Here is a 15,911-nt window from a genome sequence, read left to right as displayed (position 1 = left end):
GACCCCGGCCGGGCCCACCCGTCCCAAGCTCGCCGTCTGGAAGTTCGCCAGTTGTGACGGCTGCCAGCTCAGCTTGCTCAACTGCGAGGACGAGCTGCTCAGCATCGCGGAGGCCGTCCACATCGCGTACTTCCCGGAGGCCACCCGCGCGGTGGTCGAGGGTCCCTATGAGCTGTCGCTCGTGGAGGGCAGCATCACCACGCCCGAGGACGTCAAGCGCATCCACGAGATCCGCGCCCAATCCGGAACGCTCGTGACCATCGGCGCGTGCGCCACCGCCGGCGGCATCCAGGCACTCAGAAACTGGGCCGACGTGGACGAATACCGCTCGATCGTCTACGCCCACCCCGAGTACCTCTCCACGCTCGACACGTCCACCCCGATCGCGAGCCACGTGGACGTCGACTACGAGCTGCGCGGCTGTCCCGTGGACAAGGGTCAGCTGGTCGAGGTGCTCGCGGCGTTCCTCAACGGCCGCAAGCCGCGCATCCCCACCTACTCGGTGTGCGTCGAATGCAAGCTCAAGGGCAACGTGTGCGTGCCCGTCGCCAGCGGGCAGCCGTGCCTTGGCCCGGTGACGCAGGCCGGCTGCGGCGCCCTGTGCCCGTCCTACGGACGCGGCTGCTACGGCTGCTTTGGCCCGCAAGACAGCGCCAATACGGACTCGCTCACCCGCCAACTGGTGGACCTGGGCATGGGCAACGACGACATCGTGCGCGTCTATCGCACCTTCAATGCGGGCGCCCCAGAATTTGCCTCTGCGAGTGAAGCCGTCGAGGCGGCCGGCAACACGGTGGCCGCGGGAGGTGCGTCATGACCCACCAGCTGAAGGACGGAGGGCAGGTGCTGAACGTGGGCATGCTCGCCCGGGTCGAGGGCGAAGGCGGCATGCACATTGAGATCAAGGACCGCGAGGTGGTGTCGGTCAAGCTCAACATCTTCGAGCCGCCGCGCTTCTACGAGGGATTCCTGCGCGGCCGCAAGTACACCGAGCCGCCGGACATCACCGCCCGCATCTGCGGCATCTGCCCCGTCGCCTACCAAAGCGCATCCACGGAGGCGATGGAAACCATCTGCGGCGTGACCACCACGGACGAGATCCAGTTAATGCGCCGCCTGCTGTATTGCGGCGAATGGATCGAGTCGCACTCCCTGCACATCTTCATGCTGCACGCCCCGGACTTCCTGGGCTTCGAGTCCGTGTTGGAGATGGCCAAGGACCACGCCGACGTGGTCACCATGGCGTTGCGCCTCAAGAAGTGCGGCAACGACCTCATGGAACTGGTGGGCGGGCGCGCCATCCACCCGGTCAACGTGCGTGTGGGCGGCTTCTACCGGATGCCCACCCTCACCCAGCTGGAGGCGCTGCGCCCGGACCTGGAGCGCGGGCTCGAGGACTCGCTCGCCGCAGTCCAGCTGGTGTCCACCTTTGACTTCCCCGAGATGGAGCAGGACTACAACTACGTCTCGCTGCGCCACCCGGACTGGTACCCGTTGGAGCGCGGCACGGAGATGGTCGCGAGCTCCGGAGCGCGGTTCCCCGTTGCCGAAATTCCTCAACATGTTGAGGAATTCCATGTGGAACACTCCAATGCGCTGCACGCCCGCTTCGACGGCGAGATGTTCTTTGTGGGCCCACTCGCGCGCTACAGCCTCAACTTTGACCAGCTCAGCCCCCGCTGCCAAGAGGCGGCGCAGAGGGCTGGGCTCGGTCAGACGTGCCGCAACCCCTTCAAGTCGATCATCGTGCGCGCGGTGGAGTTGGCGTACGCCTTCGAGGAGGCCCTGCGCATCATCGACCAATGGGCCGACGGCCACGCGCCTTCCGTGCCGGTCGCGCCGCGGGCCGGGGAGGGTGTCGGCGCCTCCGAGGCCCCCCGCGGCACCATCTGGCACCGCTACAAGATCGACGCCGACGGTGTGATCGAGGACGCGCAGATCGTTCCGCCCACGTCGCAGAACCAGGCGAGCATCGAGGCGGACCTGCGGCTCGCCGCACAGCAGTGGGTGGACCTGGACGACCACGCGCTCACACACCGCTGCGAGGCTGCGATCCGCAACTACGACCCCTGCATCTCCTGCGCCACCCACTTCCTGGATCTCAGGGTGCAACGATCATGACCGCCCGGGCGATGGTCATCGGCCTGGGCTCGCCGGACAGAGGCGACGATGCCGTCGGCACCGCCGTCGCCGAGCGCGTGCGAGAGGTAGTCGGGGACGACGTCGAGGTGCTCACCAGGGAGGACCCAACGGCCCTGGTGCACGCGTGGGAGGGGTGCCACGCCGTGGTCCTCGTCGACGCGATGATCTCGGGCGTTGCCGCTGGCACCGTGACAGTGTGCCGCGCGGGCACGCGCGACCCCTCGCTGCCGACGCACGCGTTTGCCGCTGCGGGCCGCGGGGGCAGCCACGCGTTCGGGGTGGCGGGGGCGGTCGAGCTGTCGCGCACCCTCGGGACGCTGCCGGAGCACGTCGCCCTCGTGGGCATCGAGGCCAGCACCTTGACTCACGGTCCAATGTCGCCTCAGGTCACGGCGAGTATCGACGACGCGGTGGCCGCCGTGTGCGCCGAGTTGGCCACCGCCGGTGTGGTCACCAAGGGAGGCGGGGCGGGGACATGTGCTTAGGGACAGTGGCGAAGGTGGTCGAGGTGGTCGACGAGGGACGTGCCGTGGTGGAACACGGCGGCACTCATCAGCCAGGCCGCCGCGAAGATGTGCTCAAGATGACCATCGGCGCCGACATCAGGCCAGGCGACTGGGTGGTGATCCACTCCGGATTCGTGCTCGAACGGATCTCTGAGGCGAGGGCACTCGACGCGCTGGCGATCCGTAACACGCCCCCAGCATCGTCCGCCCCACACCACAAGGAGATGGCGCCATGACCTCTACCCGCACCCGCGGCCTCTTGCTCGCTCTCGGCACCGCCGTGATCTCGGGCGCGGCGATCTGGGTCAACTCCAGCGGCGTGGCCGCGTACGGCAACCCCACCGCCTACACGACCGCCAAGAACGCCGCCGCCGCCCTGGTGATCGCCGCCGTCTTCCTCGCCGCGCGCCGCGCCGGCGGGGCCAAGTCGGTGTCCCTCAGCCGTCCCACGCGTCAGCGGCAACGGTGGGGACTCCTCTATGTGGCGATCCTCGGCGGAGCCGTGCCGTTCCTGCTGTTCTTCGGAGGTCTCGCCTCCACCGCATCCACCCAGGCGGCGTTCCTGCACAAGACCCTGATCGTGTGGGTTGCACTCCTCGCCATTCCGCTGCTCCAGGAGAGGCTCACGCCGTGGCACGGCGCGGCGATCGTCCTGCTGCTGCTCGGCCAGCTGGGGCTCACGGGCGCCGTCTCCCTCGCCCCGGACCTCGGCATCGTCATGATCGGCGCAGCGACCCTCATGTGGGCCGTCGAGGTGGTCGCCACCAAGCGCCTGCTCGGGGGCGTCACCCCGTGGACCGTGTCCCTGGTGCGCATGGGCGGCGGCTCCGTCGCGCTGCTCGCGTGGGCCGCAGCGACCGGGGCGTTGGGCGCGGTGGTGCCGCACACCTCCGCTCAGTGGGGTTGGGTCCTGCTCACCGGCGTGCTGCTCGCCGGCTACGTGCTCACCTGGCACCAGGCGCTGTGGCGCGCCCCAGCCGTGGACGTCACCGCCGTGCTCGTGCTCGGCGCCGTGGTGACTGCGGCGCTCGCGGGCGTGTTCGACGGTGCGCCGATGGCCGCCAAGGCTCCGTGGCTGGCGGCGCTCGCCGCGGGCGGGTTGCTCGTGTGGCTGGCGCCCCGGCCCGGCCCCCTCGGGAGGCGAGCCATCACGTGACCGTCACCGCACGTCGGACGCGAGGCCCGACCCACACGCCGGCAGCAGGCGACCGCAGTGACGTGGGACTCAGGGTGGCACCGTGCGAGGCCGACGGCGCGGTGATGTTCGGCCGCTACGCGTTCCCACCCAACGAACGCGGGTACTGCGGACCCGACCGCGCGGACGAGCTCCTGGAACGCGTCGCCAACCACGCGTCGGGACCGGCGCTTGCGGAGGTGGCGCGCGGATTCGAGGGCGCCTGGCCGTACCTCGAACTCATCGGCGAATGCCTTGGCAGGGCGCCGCTCGACCCCGTCGTGGTGCGCACCTACTGGCTGGGCGGTCCCGAGTTGGCCCGCTGCGGGGGTCGGCCCTTTGTGGACTCGCTCGAAACCCGGTTCCGGCCCCGACTGTCGCGCCTCGAGTTCGAGCGGCTCGCCGGCGCCGTGGTCGCGGGCGCGACCCCGCACCACAACTTCCACGTGTTCGGCGTCTACCCGTGGGTGGGGCTGATGCGCGGCGGCATGGGTGAGGTGCCGCTTCAGGTGCTGGATCGCTGCCGCATCCGCTGGGGCCGGGTGGCGGCCCTGCACGGCGACACCGCGGTGGTCTACAGCAGGAGCCTCACATGGGACGGACGGCAGCTGACGCTGAGGGCGGCTGCACCCGAACCGGCGCGGCTGCGACGCGACGGCCAGGCGCTGGCGCACGCCGTGCAGCCCGGCGACTGGGTGGCCCTGCACTGGGACTGGGTGTGTGACCGGCTCGGGCCGTCTGAGCTGGCCCGTCTACGACGCTCTACCGCAATCGAGCTCGACGCCGTGGGCGCCTGCGCGTACTCCGCACCCGCGACGGTGCTTGCCTGACCGGAGTGGGATCATGCACCTACCCAACGGAGTTCTGGACCCCACGACGATGGTGGCGGCGGGAGGCGCCTCCGCGGGCGCGTTGACCTGGTCGGTGCACGAGCTACGGCAGGGCCGTGTCCCCGAGTGGGACTGGCGCTTGGCGGAGTTGGCGGACTGCTGGTCGCGCACCTCGCCGACGTTCCCCTCCACGGCCCTTACACCGCGCACCTCATCGGCGGAACGCTGCTGGCCATCGCCATCGGGCCCTCGCCATCGGGCCCTGGCTGGCGTTGGCGACCATGGCGTCGATGCTGACCCTCGCCAGCGTGTGCCCGCGACAACTCGGTAGACGCTGACGCGTACCCCTTCGGGTTCCGCCTCACCTACACGACCTTCGCCATCGATTCCGTGGGGGCCGCGGTCAAGGGATCCGACGCCGATGCCCGGGTCACCGTCACCGCGCGCGTCACGAACACCGGTCACCGCAAGGGCGCCGAGGTGGTGCAGGTGAACATCGGCGCCCCAGAGTCGCTGGTGGCCCGCCCCGCGACCGGGGCGGACGCCGAGCGACTGTGCGCGGAACTCGACCCCACGATGCTGTCGATGGTGGACGACTTCCCCTTGGTGGTGCTGGCCGATTTTGGGATGATCCCCGGATTCGGCCGTGACGAGATCGCCCGGCTGATCACGAAGTCGGAGGCGCAGCCAGCATCGCGGTGAGCCGGTAGCGCAGCTCGGCCGCCATATCGAGGGGCGCGCGGGGGTAGTCGGCGAGCGACTGCAGCCACTGGGTCTGCAGGCCGTCCATGAGCGCGATCCATTGGGCGCCCTCGCGCTCGGGATCCACCTCGGGGCGCAGCGTGCCAGCCGCCTTGAGCTCGCGAAAGCTCTGGGTGGCCGATGCGATTGCGTCGTTGTAGTGAATCCTGAAACAGGCGTGAGCGGGATGGTCCGGCGTGGTCGCCGCCGCGGCGAGTACGGTGAAAGCCTCCACCATGGGGCGTCGGAGCGCGTTGCGCTCCGCAAGATGGATCATCGCCTCGATGAAGGAGACGCCCTGCGCCACGTCCTCGTCGAGGTCAAGGCGGTCCACCTCGTCACGGTGGTGCAGCACCGCCATCAGCAGGTGGGCCTTAGTGGGGAAGTAGTGCAGCAGACCCGTGTGAGAGATGCCCGCCCGCGCGCCCACTCCAAGACGCCTGCCCGGAAGGGTCGGGCTGCGAAATGGTGGTCACGTGGCGCTCCCCAAGGTGTCGGCTCACTCAGGTATGACGGTACCGTGCGGACCCCAATTCGCGAGATCGATCGATCGACCCCTGTCAGAAAAACCCCATACCCGGACAACCCGGCCATCCTGCAAAGTCCCAGCAAAAGTGCCTATTGGCACTGTGAATTTGATCACATACACTCCAGAACATGAGCATCGAGAGCACGCGCAAAGACGTGACTCGTTTGCGCGCCGACTTTGACCGCCAGCCTCGCGAGAGCGCCATTCACCTGGCCCAGCGGCTGTCGTGGTATTCGATGCAACTGGCACAGCAGAACCGGGTCGCGGAGTCTGAGGCCACCTGGCTGGAGGCCCTCGAGGTCGCGGAATACGTCCTCACCGGCCCGGGCCCGTCGCAGTTTGAGCGCACCGAGCTGATCCGGATCAACGTGGGCACGGCCAGCTGCATGCTGGAGACCGGCCGCGCGGAGCAGGCGCTCGACGTCTTGGCGAAGGCAGAGGCGCAATACCAGCAACTTGCCGACGCCGCCACCGACCCCACCTCCGTGCTGGCCTTGCGGGGCGCGATCCTCACGGGCGTGGCCAACGCTCACCGGGCGCTCGGCAACCACGAGGCCGAACTCGACGCGTTGTGTGAGGCCGCCTTGGAACTGGTCGCGGGCTCGCAGACCAACCCGCTCATCGTGCGGTCGATGCTTCAGCCGCCACTCAGCGACCTCCACCGCCTGCTCTCTTAGCGCCGCGTCGCGCTTGGGCTTGGCCGCGGGGGCGCCAGGGTTTCCGACGCGTCGGTAGGGGCGTCGGCCAAATCTGGGTCGCCGTGCGCGTGACGGAACCCAGGCAACTGCGAGACAACCCCTGGCCCCTTGTCGGCGCAAAAGTTCACCTGTTCGCAACATCCCCGCCCCAACCTTTCGCGCGCGATGTGCGTTACTAGATATGTGGCGTGCAGTTGTGTGCCCGGATGAGGTCGCCCCGCGCAACCCGCGCCGCGCGATCGACATGGCCCTGGGGGGGCCGCCGCCCTTGCAACTCGGCGCACGCGCGCTCGGCGAAGACGACGGCCATGATGTGAGGACGGCGAAAACCGGTGCAGTCAAGGAACTACGTGGTGTTGAGAGCGGTCGAGGCGGGCTTCGCTACCGTCGTCGTCGTCGCTCTCCTGGCCGCCCTGACCAGCGGCTGGTTCACCGCCGGCGCGAAGCGATTCTCCGACTGGTACGCCTCCCAGGTGAACGACCTGCTGACCATCACCGTGGTCAGCACCACCGTGACGCTGCCTGACGTTTCGCGGGAGGACCTCCCGCTGCCCCGCAACGATGCCCCCGCGTTGTCCGCGCCAGGTGGGACCGCCGGAGCGACTCCCGGCAAGGGCACCAACTAGCCCTTGGCCGACGCCGCGCCCGCGCCAACGCCCGCGCCCGCGCCCGCGCCCGGCCTACTCCAGCGCGTGCGGCCCGCGCCCCGCGGCATCGTCAGCACGAGGCCGAGCGCCACGGCGACCAGTAGCCAGGAGGCGACCGGCAACCACCGCGCGCCCCAGGCGCCCAACATGATGGCCCCCACGCGCGAGCCGATCACGTTGCCGACGTTGAACAAGGTTGCGTAGGTGGCGTTGCCGATATCCACGGTCCACGGCGAGTGGCGCAGCGCCCAGTTCACCACCGCGATCACCAGGACGGACCAGGAGATTCCCTGTAGAGCAATCATCGCCACCGCCACCGGCTTGAACTGTCCGCCGAGGGACAGGCCGGTCCACATGACCAGGAGCAGGGCCAGTCCCAACACCACGGCCTTGACGGGCCACCGGTCCAGGAACCGCGCCACCATCCATGTGGTCACCACGCCGGTGAAGCCACCCACCAACAGCAGGATCGACACGGTGCCATCCGCGAAGCCGGTCACCTCGGTGTAGTAGGGCGCAAAGAAGGTCCACGTGAGTTGCATGGCGGCCGTCATCAGGCCGGTGACGGCCATGACCCGAATGAACTTGCGCAGCGACGGGAATTCGCCGCGCACCATGGTGCCCTGGTGGGTGCGGAAGCTCGGCATCACCACCGCCACCAGCACCGCAAGCAGCGCGCCGCCGGCCGCCAGAATCCAGAACGGCGTGTGCCAGTGGGTCTGCTGTGCCAGGTAGGTCGCCGCGGGCAAGCCCACCACGCCGGCCGACGCCGGACCCAGCGAGAGCCGCGCGACCGACCGGCCGCGCCGAACCAGCGGGAACATGCCGGCCGCGGCGGGCACCACCACCGCCCAGAACAGCGCGTGGGCAACGCCGGTGAGCGCGCGCGCGAACAGGAGCGCCGCGTAGGTATCGGCGTTCGCAGCGAGGAACGCGCCCGCCGTGAAGATCACGAGCGCCCCCACCAGCACCCAGCGACGCACCATCCTGGTCGTGAGCATCGCGAGCGGCAGGGTCGCGAACATCACCGCCATCGCGAACACCGTGACCGCCATGCCCAATTGGGCCTCGGACCTGCCCAGGTCCGCCGCCATCGAGGGGATCAGTCCCATCGGTGCGATCTCGTTGGTGACGAAGAGGAAGGCCGACACCGCGAGCGCGACGAGCACCACATTGGCGCGTGCCGGCGAGACGGGTGGCGCCAGGGGTGCGGCTGCGGTTCCGGCGTCGCCGGCGGCGGTTCCGGAGACCGAGCCCGGGGGCGCCGTGGCCTCGCCGGGAAGGACGAGGGGGTCGCCCGACACCGGCGAGGCATAGATATGCGTCTCGTCGTGAGAACGGGCCACGGTCGCTTCCGTGGGAACGTCGTCTGCGTCGGTAGTCATGAAGGTTCCTGCCAGGCGTCCAGAGAAATCGAAACGTTTCGACTCGATTCTCCCACACGCCAAGCCGCGGAACGAGCAGCCGTGGCCCGTTCGACGACTACTGTCGCGGCTGCACCATGGGCAACACCATGCCGATGCGCGTGCCCTCGCCCTCAACGCTGGCGATCTCCAGGTGGCCGTGGTGGGCCTCGACGATCGCGGCCGTGATGGCCAGGCCCAGCCCCGCACCGCCAGTCGACCGCGACCGGGACCCCTCGCCACGCACAAACCTCTCGGTGGCGCGCGCGGCGACCTCGGGCGTCATGCCGGGGCCGTCATCGGCCACCTCGACACGCACGTTGTCCGCGTCCCCGCGAGACTCCTGAGTCACAGTCACCACCACGTGAGTCGCGCCATGCTGGGCGGCATTGCCCACGACGTTGATGATGGCCTGGCGCAGCCGGTCGCCGTCCACCTGCGCCGTGATCGCGCCCGCCACGTCGGGCACCAGCGGGCCCGGCCCTCCCATCGCGAACGACACCTCCGGGTGGACCCGTGCGGCATCATTCAAGACTTCGGACACCACGCGCGCCAGGTCCGTGGGTGCGAGGTGCATCTCGGGCTCCGCGTCGTAACGAGCCAACTCCAGCATGTCCTCGACCAGGCGCTTCATGCGCGTCGCCTCCGCCTCGGTGCGGCTCCACGCGTCGGCTTGCTCCGCCTTGCGGGTCAGCGCTCCCCTGCGGAACAGCTGCGCGTAGCCCAGCACCGTGGTCAGTGGTGTGCGGAGTTCGTGGGAGGCATCGGCGACAAACTCGCGCAACCGCGCCTCCGAACGCTCCCGCTCGGACAGGGCGTCGGTGAGACGGCCGATCATGGTGTTCAGCGACGTCGCGAGCGCGGCCGACTCGGTCCCGCTCGTCGCGGCGTCAAGCCGCACATCAAAGTCGCCATTGGCGATCCGGGTCGAGGCGTCGACCATGCGACCCATGGGGCTGATCCCCAAGCGGATCACCCACCACGCCACCAGTCCAAGTCCCGCAAGCAGTGCTCCGATGCCCAAGGCTTCGATCATGACGAGCCGTTGAGTCGCGGACCGGACGCCCTCGAGCGACACGGCCGTGATCTCCCAGCCGCTGGACAGGGGCTTGGCGAGCACGCGGTACTCGTGGTCGCCGGGGGCCCGCGACGTGAGGTAGGTCAAGGACGTGCGGCTCAGGTCCGCCGGGTTGATCACGGGAGCGTCGAACCGCTCTTCGCCGTACACGTTCGGCTGGAATTGCACCACCAGCGTTCCCGTTTCGGTGAGTAGCCCGCGCACCGCGTCGGAGGGCCGCTCGTTCCACCAATCCGTGGTGGTCGACGTCGAGGAACCGCTGGTCTCGTCATCGTCCGCGTCGCCTCCCGACACCACATAGTCGTCCGCGTCTCCCAACCCGGTCCCGTGGGACGGCCCCGAGAAGGCGAGCAGTCGGTCGTCGACTTGGCTCACCAGGTAATGCTGCGTGGTCACCGTCACCGCGACGGCGGCCATGATCGCCACCAGAGCGATAGCCGCCAGGCCCACGAGCACCCGCGTCCGCAACGACAACGCACGCGTGCGGGCCGACGGCTCGCCAGCGGTCATTGCGGCACTTTCATGGTGTAGCCCACGCCGCGCACCGTGTGGATCAGCTTGGGCTCGAACGCGTCCACCTTCTTGCGCACATAGCCGATGTACGTCTCCACCACCGAGGGGTCGTCGTCGGGCGAGTAGCCCCACACGTTGCTCAGCAGCTGACCGCGCGACATCACGCGCCCCGTATTCGCCATGAGGTACGCCACCAACTTGTACTCGGTGGGCGACAGGTGGATCTCTTCGCCGTTGCGCGTGACCTCGTGGGCCACGTCATCCAACGTCAGGTCGGCGAGCTTCATCACGGACGATGCGCTGGGCGAGGCGTCCACGCGACGCATCACGGACTCGACCCGGGCCACCAGCTCCTCGAGCGAGAACGGCTTGGCCAGGTAGTCGTCGGCGCCAAGGACCAGGCCCTCGACGGCATCGGCCGAGGTGTCCTTGGCGGTGAGGAAGATGACGGGCGTGCGATCGCCCGACTCGCGAAGCCGCTTGAGCATGCCAAAGCCGTCAAGTTCGGGCATCATCACGTCCAGCACGATCAGATCGGGGCGCGATTCCTTCGCGGCGCGCAGACCAGCACGGCCGTCTACGGCCTGTTGTACCTGGTAGCCCTCGAATTTGAGCGCCGCCACCAGCATGGTGCGGAGGTTGTCCTCGTCGTCCACCACAAGGATGCGTCGCTGATTCATGTCCCACAGTCAAGCACTCGATGCTCACATGTGGCTCAGAATCCGCCGCGATGTAGCCGAGCGTGGTTCGGCGCGTCGCACGCGTGGCACGCGTCGGGGCGGGCGGGGGCGAGTCCTAGTGCGCCGCCTCGGCGACCTCGATCAGGAAGGCGCGCACCGCGGTCCGCAGACGATCTGCGGCAAGGGGGTCGTAGTCCACGTAATTGGGGAAGGCGAACAGGTGGGCGCCGCCGGGGTACTTGAACACCTCGAGCGCGCCGGGGGGTGCGCTCTCGACGAGCGCTTCAACCTCGGCCGGTTCCACGGTCGGATCCTCGGCCGCATAGTGCACCTGAGCCTTCAGGCCCTTGGGCCACGGCGGGTTGCCGAACCATTCGGGGGAGCTCGCGGCGCCCACCAGGATGAGCCCCGCGACGCCCTTCTCTGTGAGTGCGGCGATTTCACTGGCGGCGGCGCCCAGGGCAAAGCCCATCAGCACCACGGGCTCATCAAGTTCACTCGCGATCGCCTGGAGAGCCTGCACCACCTTGTTCATCTCGATCGATTCGAGGCGCTGCAGGCCGGCTTCGAGGGTGTCAAAGGTGTCGCCGCCATAGAGATCTGGCGCGATGACTTCGTGACCCTCGCCCCTCAGCCACTCCGCCCACGATTCAAGGTTGGAGTCCAGGCCCAGAGCCGAGTGTGTAAGAACCACATTGACCATGGTGGGACCTCCCGCGGGAGTGCGTGTAGACAAAACACCCCTCCATCAGTGTCGCACGCGTCATCCATCCGCGGGCCGGATCGGGCCTTGCACGGCCGTTTGTTCGCGGAGGGTGGATACTGAGTTGATTCGCTTTTTTCGCAGGAGGTTCCATGCCACGCCCCGCAACTGACAAGCGCGAGCGGCTTGCCGATGCCGCTCTCCACCTTGCGTACCGACACGGCTTCGCGAGCACGTCCATCGCCGACATCGCCGAACACGCGGGCGTCGCCTCCGGTTCGGTGTACTACTACTTCAAGACCAAGGACGACGTGGGACTGGCCGTGGTGGATCGGCTCGCCGAGCGCTACCAGTCCGCGATCGAGACGTGGCGAGAACTCCCCACGCCTGAGGACCGCTTGGTGTCCTTCCTGGACCTCTACCGTGATGACATCGACTACGTACGCGCGTACGCCAGCGCGCTGGGCTCCATCGCCGCGCAACTGGCCACCCACTCGCCGGAGCTCGGCTCCGCCGCCGGCGCGGTGTTCTCCGCGTTGATCGATTGGGCCGCCGGCGAGTTTGTCGAGCTGGGTTTCTCAGACGCGGCGGCGCGGGCGCGAGCCACTCACCTGATCGCCGTCATGGAAGGTGCCGCGGCTTTGAGCCATGCGCTCGACGACCCGGATCCGCTGCAGCGCGAGGCCGCCCACCTGGAGCGCTGGGTGCGGCGCAGCGGCGAGTAGCCCCTGCCTGGCGGTGAGTGGCCCCCGCCTGCAGAACCGCGGGGTCTGCGCTCCGTTGTCCTACATAGTGAGTCGTCTAGGTGTTTACAGCCGCGCGATTGACTCAATGTCCTCGAGGAACTCCGCCACCACCGCAGGGGAAACTGTCGCGCGGGTGGAGCCGATCGCCTCCAGGTAATCGCTCGTCGTGGGCCCGCCTGGGGCGGCGCCCTCCGCTGGTGTGCCGCGATCCATGGCAGCCTCAAGCGCGGCCTGCGACGCCCGCCGCGCGGCGAACTCGATGTCGGCAGGGGTGAACCCCTCGGATGCCTCCACCAGCGCGTCCACATCCACCTGCCGGGCCGACGCCGCGGGAACGAACCGCTCCCAGATCGCGGCCCGGGCGTCGGCGTCGGGCAGGCCGATGGGGATCACGTAGTCGAAGCGCCCGTGGCGCAGGAACGCGCTGTCGAGCGAGCGGATGAAGTTGGTCGCGCACACCAGCAGTCGGTCGGGCCGGTCCCTGAAGGCCGGGATGATCTTCAACAACTCATTGGTGACACCCTGTAGCGGGGACGGCGGGTCGCCACGTCGGTGGGACGCGATCTCCTCCACCTCGTCGATCAGCACCACGGCATGTTCCAGCTTGTCGATCTCCTGGAACGTGTCGCGCAGCGCCCCCGCGAGACCCTTGGGGTCGGCGGCCAGGCGCGACGGGAAGACCTCGACAAAGGCCCACTCCAGGCGCGACGCGATCGCCTTCGCAAACGTCGTCTTGCCCGTTCCGGGCGGGCCGAACAGCACCACGGCGCGCGGCGGTGCGACGCCGTACTGCTCCGCGAGTTCGGGTTCGGCGAGCGGCATCACGAGCCGCTTCTCCAGAATCTCCTTCTCGCGGCGCATGCCGCCCACCGCGTCCCACAGGTCGCGGGGCAGGATGCGACCGCCAAGCTCAGCGAGGTGAGTGGCCTCGGCACGCTGGACGGGCACGCGGCGCTCGAAGTAGCGCAACTGCTTCTTCTCGGTGTACCCGGCGTTCTGGAAGGCCTTGGTGGGGATCTCCTCGGCTGGGACCAACGCGGACAGCACGTTCGGTCCGTACGCCGCGAGGCGCTGCTCGACCGCGCGCAGCATCTGGCTGCCGATTCCCTGAGAGCGTCGCTCCCCCACCACCGCGTGAAAGATCACCCACGCCTGGTTGTGCGCCACCCGCGCCACACACGCGCCGATGATCTGGCCGTCCTGGGACGTGGCCACCACGGCGACGTCTTCGCTGGCGGAGGTGAGAACCTCGGCGAGCGCGTAGACGGGTGCAATGCCCGAGGCGCGCAACTGTTCGTACAGGTGAAGAATGCCATCCAGGTCGTCGGTGTGGATATCGCGGATGCGCCAGGCCGTCATCGGTGCTCTCCTCAGGTTGTGCCGCCAGAGCGTACGCCCTGGGGTGCATCTTGGCCAGGCCATAGGAGGCACCTACCAGGGCATCGGCCGCGAGTCGTCACGAGTGGCATCGTCAGGGAGGTGCGGCAGGTCGCCGCCGTCGCCGCGGATGCACAGCCACCGCACGTTGCCGTCGCTGTCAGGGGCCGCGCGCCACGTGCGCATCACGCCCTGACCGACGCGGATGGCCGTGCCGGGGCCCACATCGATCACCTCGCTGTCCAGGCCCATCTGCCCTGTGCCGGCGAGGAAGATGTAGAGCTCCTCGTCGGAGGAGTGCGTGTGCCAGTAGCCCGCCTCCTCGCCCGGCTCCAGGCTGTTGGCGGTCACGCCGATGAACTGCATCGGCAACTCATGATCCAGCACGCGACGGCCCTCGCGCGATCGTTCGGGGACAAAGCCGCCGTAGAAGGCGCGCCACTCGTCGAGGCCACCCATGTCGATTCTCTGAAAGTCGCTCATCACCTCAGTGTGCCAGGCGTGCTGCGCGCCAGCCCTCCGGCGTGAGGCGCCACAATGGTCACAAGAACAAGCCAAGCCGGAAGAAGGAACGACGATGTTCACAGGAATCACCCCCGAGATCTGCGCCCGTGCATGGGACGCCCTCGTGCCGTCCATTCGTTACGCGTACGAGCAGGGCATCTTGCGCGGCTACACCGGCACGATCGTGCTCCTCAACCCCGCCAACCCCGACGGCGAGCCACTGTTCACGGCGAACCTGGATGCGGACCCTGGCGAGTGGAGCGAATACGCGCTCGCCAAGGCGCGGCTCGCGCAGCGCACCGGCGTGGACACCACGCGCCTGCGCACCGACATGTCGCACCTGTACCAGACCGGCGACGTCAAGTGGCCCGGCGGCATCATCCGCGACGGGCTCACCGTGGGCTTTTCGGGCGTGCAGGGCGAATACGACGAGATGATCGGCGAGTGGTTCGTGGCCGCCGTGCGAGCGATGTGCCGGATCGAGTTCTTTGGACCCGAGGGGGAGCAGACGCAGCCGACGCCGTACTTGGGTCGCGAGGCATAGGCCCGGGCGCCTCGGCAGGGGCGAAGCCGGAGCCACACAACCCGCCTTCCGCGCGGGATCGCCTCTATGAGCCCACAAGCACGTCCCTCTCGAGTCGCGCGTACGAGGTCTCCATGCCGTCGGTCATGCCCGTCGCGAGCACCATGTCCCTCACCTCGGCGCTCGGGTAGGTGATCACGATGCTGAGTAGGGTTCCACCATCGACGGGCGTCAGCGTCATCTGGTTGGTGGTGCTGGGATAGTCGGTGCCGGTCATGTGCTCGGTGGTGACGGCGCGACGGGGCGGGACGGATTCGAGTAGCACGCCGTCGAAGCCAAAGCCCTCGCCTTCGCCCTCCGGTTCCCAGCAGTACCGGTACGTGTCGCCCACCTTGGTGGCAATCTCGCACACCGTCATGGTCCACCCGTCGGGGCCGAGCAGCCATCGCTTCATGAGGTCGGCGTCGTGGTGGGCGCGCCACACCTGCTCCACCGACCCGCGGACCACGCGAGTCACGCGCACCTGGCTATCGGACAGTATGTGCGCTTCGGTCGCGCGCTCAGCGGCGAACGACGCGAGGTCCGCCAGCACGTCGTCGATCTGGCCGATGGCCGAGCGCATGCCCTCGTCCATGCCCATGGCGAGCAGTTGCTCCAGCTGCTCGGTGGAGCCGAAGTGCGTCACCGTCGTCACCCGGGAGCCACCCTCGGTGGCTTCGAACGTGAAGACCATCCGCATGGACGGCATCGCAGTGTTCTCGACTCCCGCCTCGTCGGCAAAGCCATCCCGCACCTCGAAACTCTTGCCCGGATCGACCGCAAGGACCTCCCAGAACCCCGGCGCCTTGTCTCCCTCCGGGCCGGTCATCACGTAGTGAGAACGCCCGCCGGGGAACAGATCGTGGCGCGTGAACTTCGCCGGATACTCGGGCGGACCCCAGAACCTCTCGAGTTGGCGCGGGTCTGCGTACGCGTTCCATAGCCGCTCGACGGGCACGGGGAAGTCGGCCACCACGGTGATGGTGAGGGCTTCGGGATCGTTGACAACTCGAGACAGGGGCATGGCGGGGGCCTTTCATGGGGACGACGTCGGGCGTGGGGGACGGCCGGGCTGGGG

General features: G+C 68.6%; 19 protein-coding genes. 11 read left to right on the top strand and 8 right to left on the bottom strand.

Features of this window, described 5'->3' with window-relative positions; genetic code table 11:
* The 7 genes from QZZ29_RS07215 to QZZ29_RS07185 form a co-directional block, all read left to right on the top strand.
* Positions 1-817, top strand: an 817-nt coding sequence (locus QZZ29_RS07215) for a hypothetical protein (RefSeq protein ID WP_291382315.1), incomplete at its 5' end; no start/stop codon positions are given.
* Entirely contained in the window at positions 814-2,121 is a 1,308-nt protein-coding gene (locus tag QZZ29_RS07210; RefSeq protein WP_291382314.1) for a Ni/Fe hydrogenase subunit alpha, read from the top strand. The genes QZZ29_RS07215 and QZZ29_RS07210, both read left to right, overlap by 4 nt.
* Complete coding sequence (locus QZZ29_RS07205) at positions 2,118-2,627, top strand: hydrogenase maturation protease (RefSeq protein ID WP_291382313.1); 510 nt, start codon at positions 2,118-2,120, stop codon at positions 2,625-2,627. The genes QZZ29_RS07210 and QZZ29_RS07205 overlap by 4 nt, the downstream gene beginning before the upstream one ends.
* Positions 2,618-2,884, top strand: coding sequence for a HypC/HybG/HupF family hydrogenase formation chaperone (locus tag QZZ29_RS07200; protein ID WP_291382312.1), 267 nt, complete (start codon positions 2,618-2,620; stop codon positions 2,882-2,884). Before QZZ29_RS07205 ends, QZZ29_RS07200 begins: the two co-directional genes overlap by 10 nt.
* Positions 2,881-3,804, top strand: coding sequence for an EamA family transporter (locus tag QZZ29_RS07195; RefSeq protein WP_291382311.1), 924 nt, complete (start codon positions 2,881-2,883; stop codon positions 3,802-3,804). The genes QZZ29_RS07200 and QZZ29_RS07195 overlap by 4 nt, the downstream gene beginning before the upstream one ends.
* A 74-nt stretch (positions 3,805-3,878) precedes the next feature.
* The gene (locus QZZ29_RS07190) at positions 3,879-4,652 is read left to right on the top strand and encodes a DUF6390 family protein (protein WP_291382310.1); all 774 of its coding nucleotides are present in this window, start codon (positions 3,879-3,881) and stop codon (positions 4,650-4,652) included.
* A 390-nt stretch (positions 4,653-5,042) separates the two neighbouring features.
* Positions 5,043-5,354: a hypothetical protein gene (locus QZZ29_RS07185; RefSeq protein ID WP_291382309.1), complete on the top strand. Its 312-nt coding sequence runs from the start codon at positions 5,043-5,045 to the stop codon at positions 5,352-5,354.
* Here the strand turns inward: QZZ29_RS07185 and QZZ29_RS07180 are convergent.
* Positions 5,320-5,823 (bottom strand): TetR family transcriptional regulator C-terminal domain-containing protein, encoded by a 504-nt coding sequence (locus QZZ29_RS07180; protein ID WP_291382308.1) that lies wholly within the window; start codon positions 5,821-5,823, stop codon positions 5,320-5,322. The genes QZZ29_RS07185 and QZZ29_RS07180 overlap by 35 nt on opposite strands.
* Positions 5,824-6,050: 227 nt before the next feature.
* On the opposite strand from QZZ29_RS07180, the gene QZZ29_RS07175 reads away from it, so the two are divergent.
* On the top strand, positions 6,051-6,599 hold the full coding sequence (locus tag QZZ29_RS07175) for a hypothetical protein (protein ID WP_291382307.1): 549 nt from the start codon (positions 6,051-6,053) through the stop codon (positions 6,597-6,599).
* Positions 6,600-6,970: 371 nt separating this feature from the next.
* Entirely contained in the window at positions 6,971-7,246 is a 276-nt protein-coding gene (locus QZZ29_RS07170; protein ID WP_291382306.1) for a hypothetical protein, read from the top strand.
* Here the strand turns inward: QZZ29_RS07170 and QZZ29_RS07165 are convergent.
* From QZZ29_RS07165 to QZZ29_RS07150, 4 genes are all read right to left on the bottom strand, one after another.
* A complete protein-coding gene (locus QZZ29_RS07165; protein WP_291382305.1) occupies positions 7,243-8,652 on the bottom strand; it encodes an MFS transporter in 1,410 nt (469 codons plus the stop codon). The two genes, QZZ29_RS07170 and QZZ29_RS07165, sit on opposite strands and share 4 nt — an antisense overlap.
* A 97-nt stretch (positions 8,653-8,749) precedes the next feature.
* Positions 8,750-10,258 carry a HAMP domain-containing sensor histidine kinase gene (locus QZZ29_RS07160; RefSeq protein WP_291382304.1) on the bottom strand — a complete coding sequence of 503 codons (1,509 nt, stop codon included), beginning with the start codon at positions 10,256-10,258 and terminating at the stop codon, positions 8,750-8,752.
* The gene (locus tag QZZ29_RS07155) at positions 10,255-10,941 is read right to left on the bottom strand and encodes a response regulator transcription factor (RefSeq protein WP_291382303.1); all 687 of its coding nucleotides are present in this window, start codon (positions 10,939-10,941) and stop codon (positions 10,255-10,257) included. The genes QZZ29_RS07160 and QZZ29_RS07155 overlap by 4 nt, the downstream gene beginning before the upstream one ends.
* A 115-nt stretch (positions 10,942-11,056) precedes the next feature.
* A complete protein-coding gene (locus QZZ29_RS07150) occupies positions 11,057-11,677 on the bottom strand; it encodes a dienelactone hydrolase family protein (RefSeq protein ID WP_291382302.1) in 621 nt (206 codons plus the stop codon).
* A 119-nt stretch (positions 11,678-11,796) separates the two neighbouring features.
* Between QZZ29_RS07150 and QZZ29_RS07145 the strand changes: the two genes are divergently transcribed.
* The gene (locus QZZ29_RS07145; RefSeq protein WP_291382301.1) at positions 11,797-12,369 is read left to right on the top strand and encodes a TetR/AcrR family transcriptional regulator; all 573 of its coding nucleotides are present in this window, start codon (positions 11,797-11,799) and stop codon (positions 12,367-12,369) included.
* 84 nt (positions 12,370-12,453) lie between these two features.
* On the opposite strand, the gene QZZ29_RS07140 is transcribed toward QZZ29_RS07145, so the two are convergent.
* Complete coding sequence (locus QZZ29_RS07140) at positions 12,454-13,749, bottom strand: GNAT family N-acetyltransferase (protein ID WP_291382300.1); 1,296 nt, start codon at positions 13,747-13,749, stop codon at positions 12,454-12,456.
* 72 nt (positions 13,750-13,821) lie between these two features.
* Entirely contained in the window at positions 13,822-14,250 is a 429-nt protein-coding gene (locus QZZ29_RS07135) for a cupin domain-containing protein (RefSeq protein ID WP_291382299.1), read from the bottom strand.
* 94 nt (positions 14,251-14,344) lie between these two features.
* Here QZZ29_RS07135 and QZZ29_RS07130 point away from each other — a divergent pair, with 94 nt between their 5' ends.
* Positions 14,345-14,815 carry a hypothetical protein gene (locus QZZ29_RS07130; protein WP_291382298.1) on the top strand — a complete coding sequence of 157 codons (471 nt, stop codon included), beginning with the start codon at positions 14,345-14,347 and terminating at the stop codon, positions 14,813-14,815.
* Between the two features lie 64 nt (positions 14,816-14,879).
* Here the strand turns inward: QZZ29_RS07130 and QZZ29_RS07125 are convergent, their stop codons facing one another.
* Positions 14,880-15,857, bottom strand: a complete 978-nt coding sequence (locus QZZ29_RS07125; protein ID WP_291382297.1) for an SRPBCC family protein — start codon at positions 15,855-15,857, stop codon at positions 14,880-14,882.
* Positions 15,858-15,911 lie beyond the last annotated feature (54 nt).

It is taken from the genome of Demequina sp., assembly GCF_016278765.1.
Classification (GTDB): Bacteria; Actinomycetota; Actinomycetes; order Actinomycetales; family Demequinaceae; genus Demequina.
This window is presented reverse-complemented; position numbering and strand designations above follow the sequence as displayed.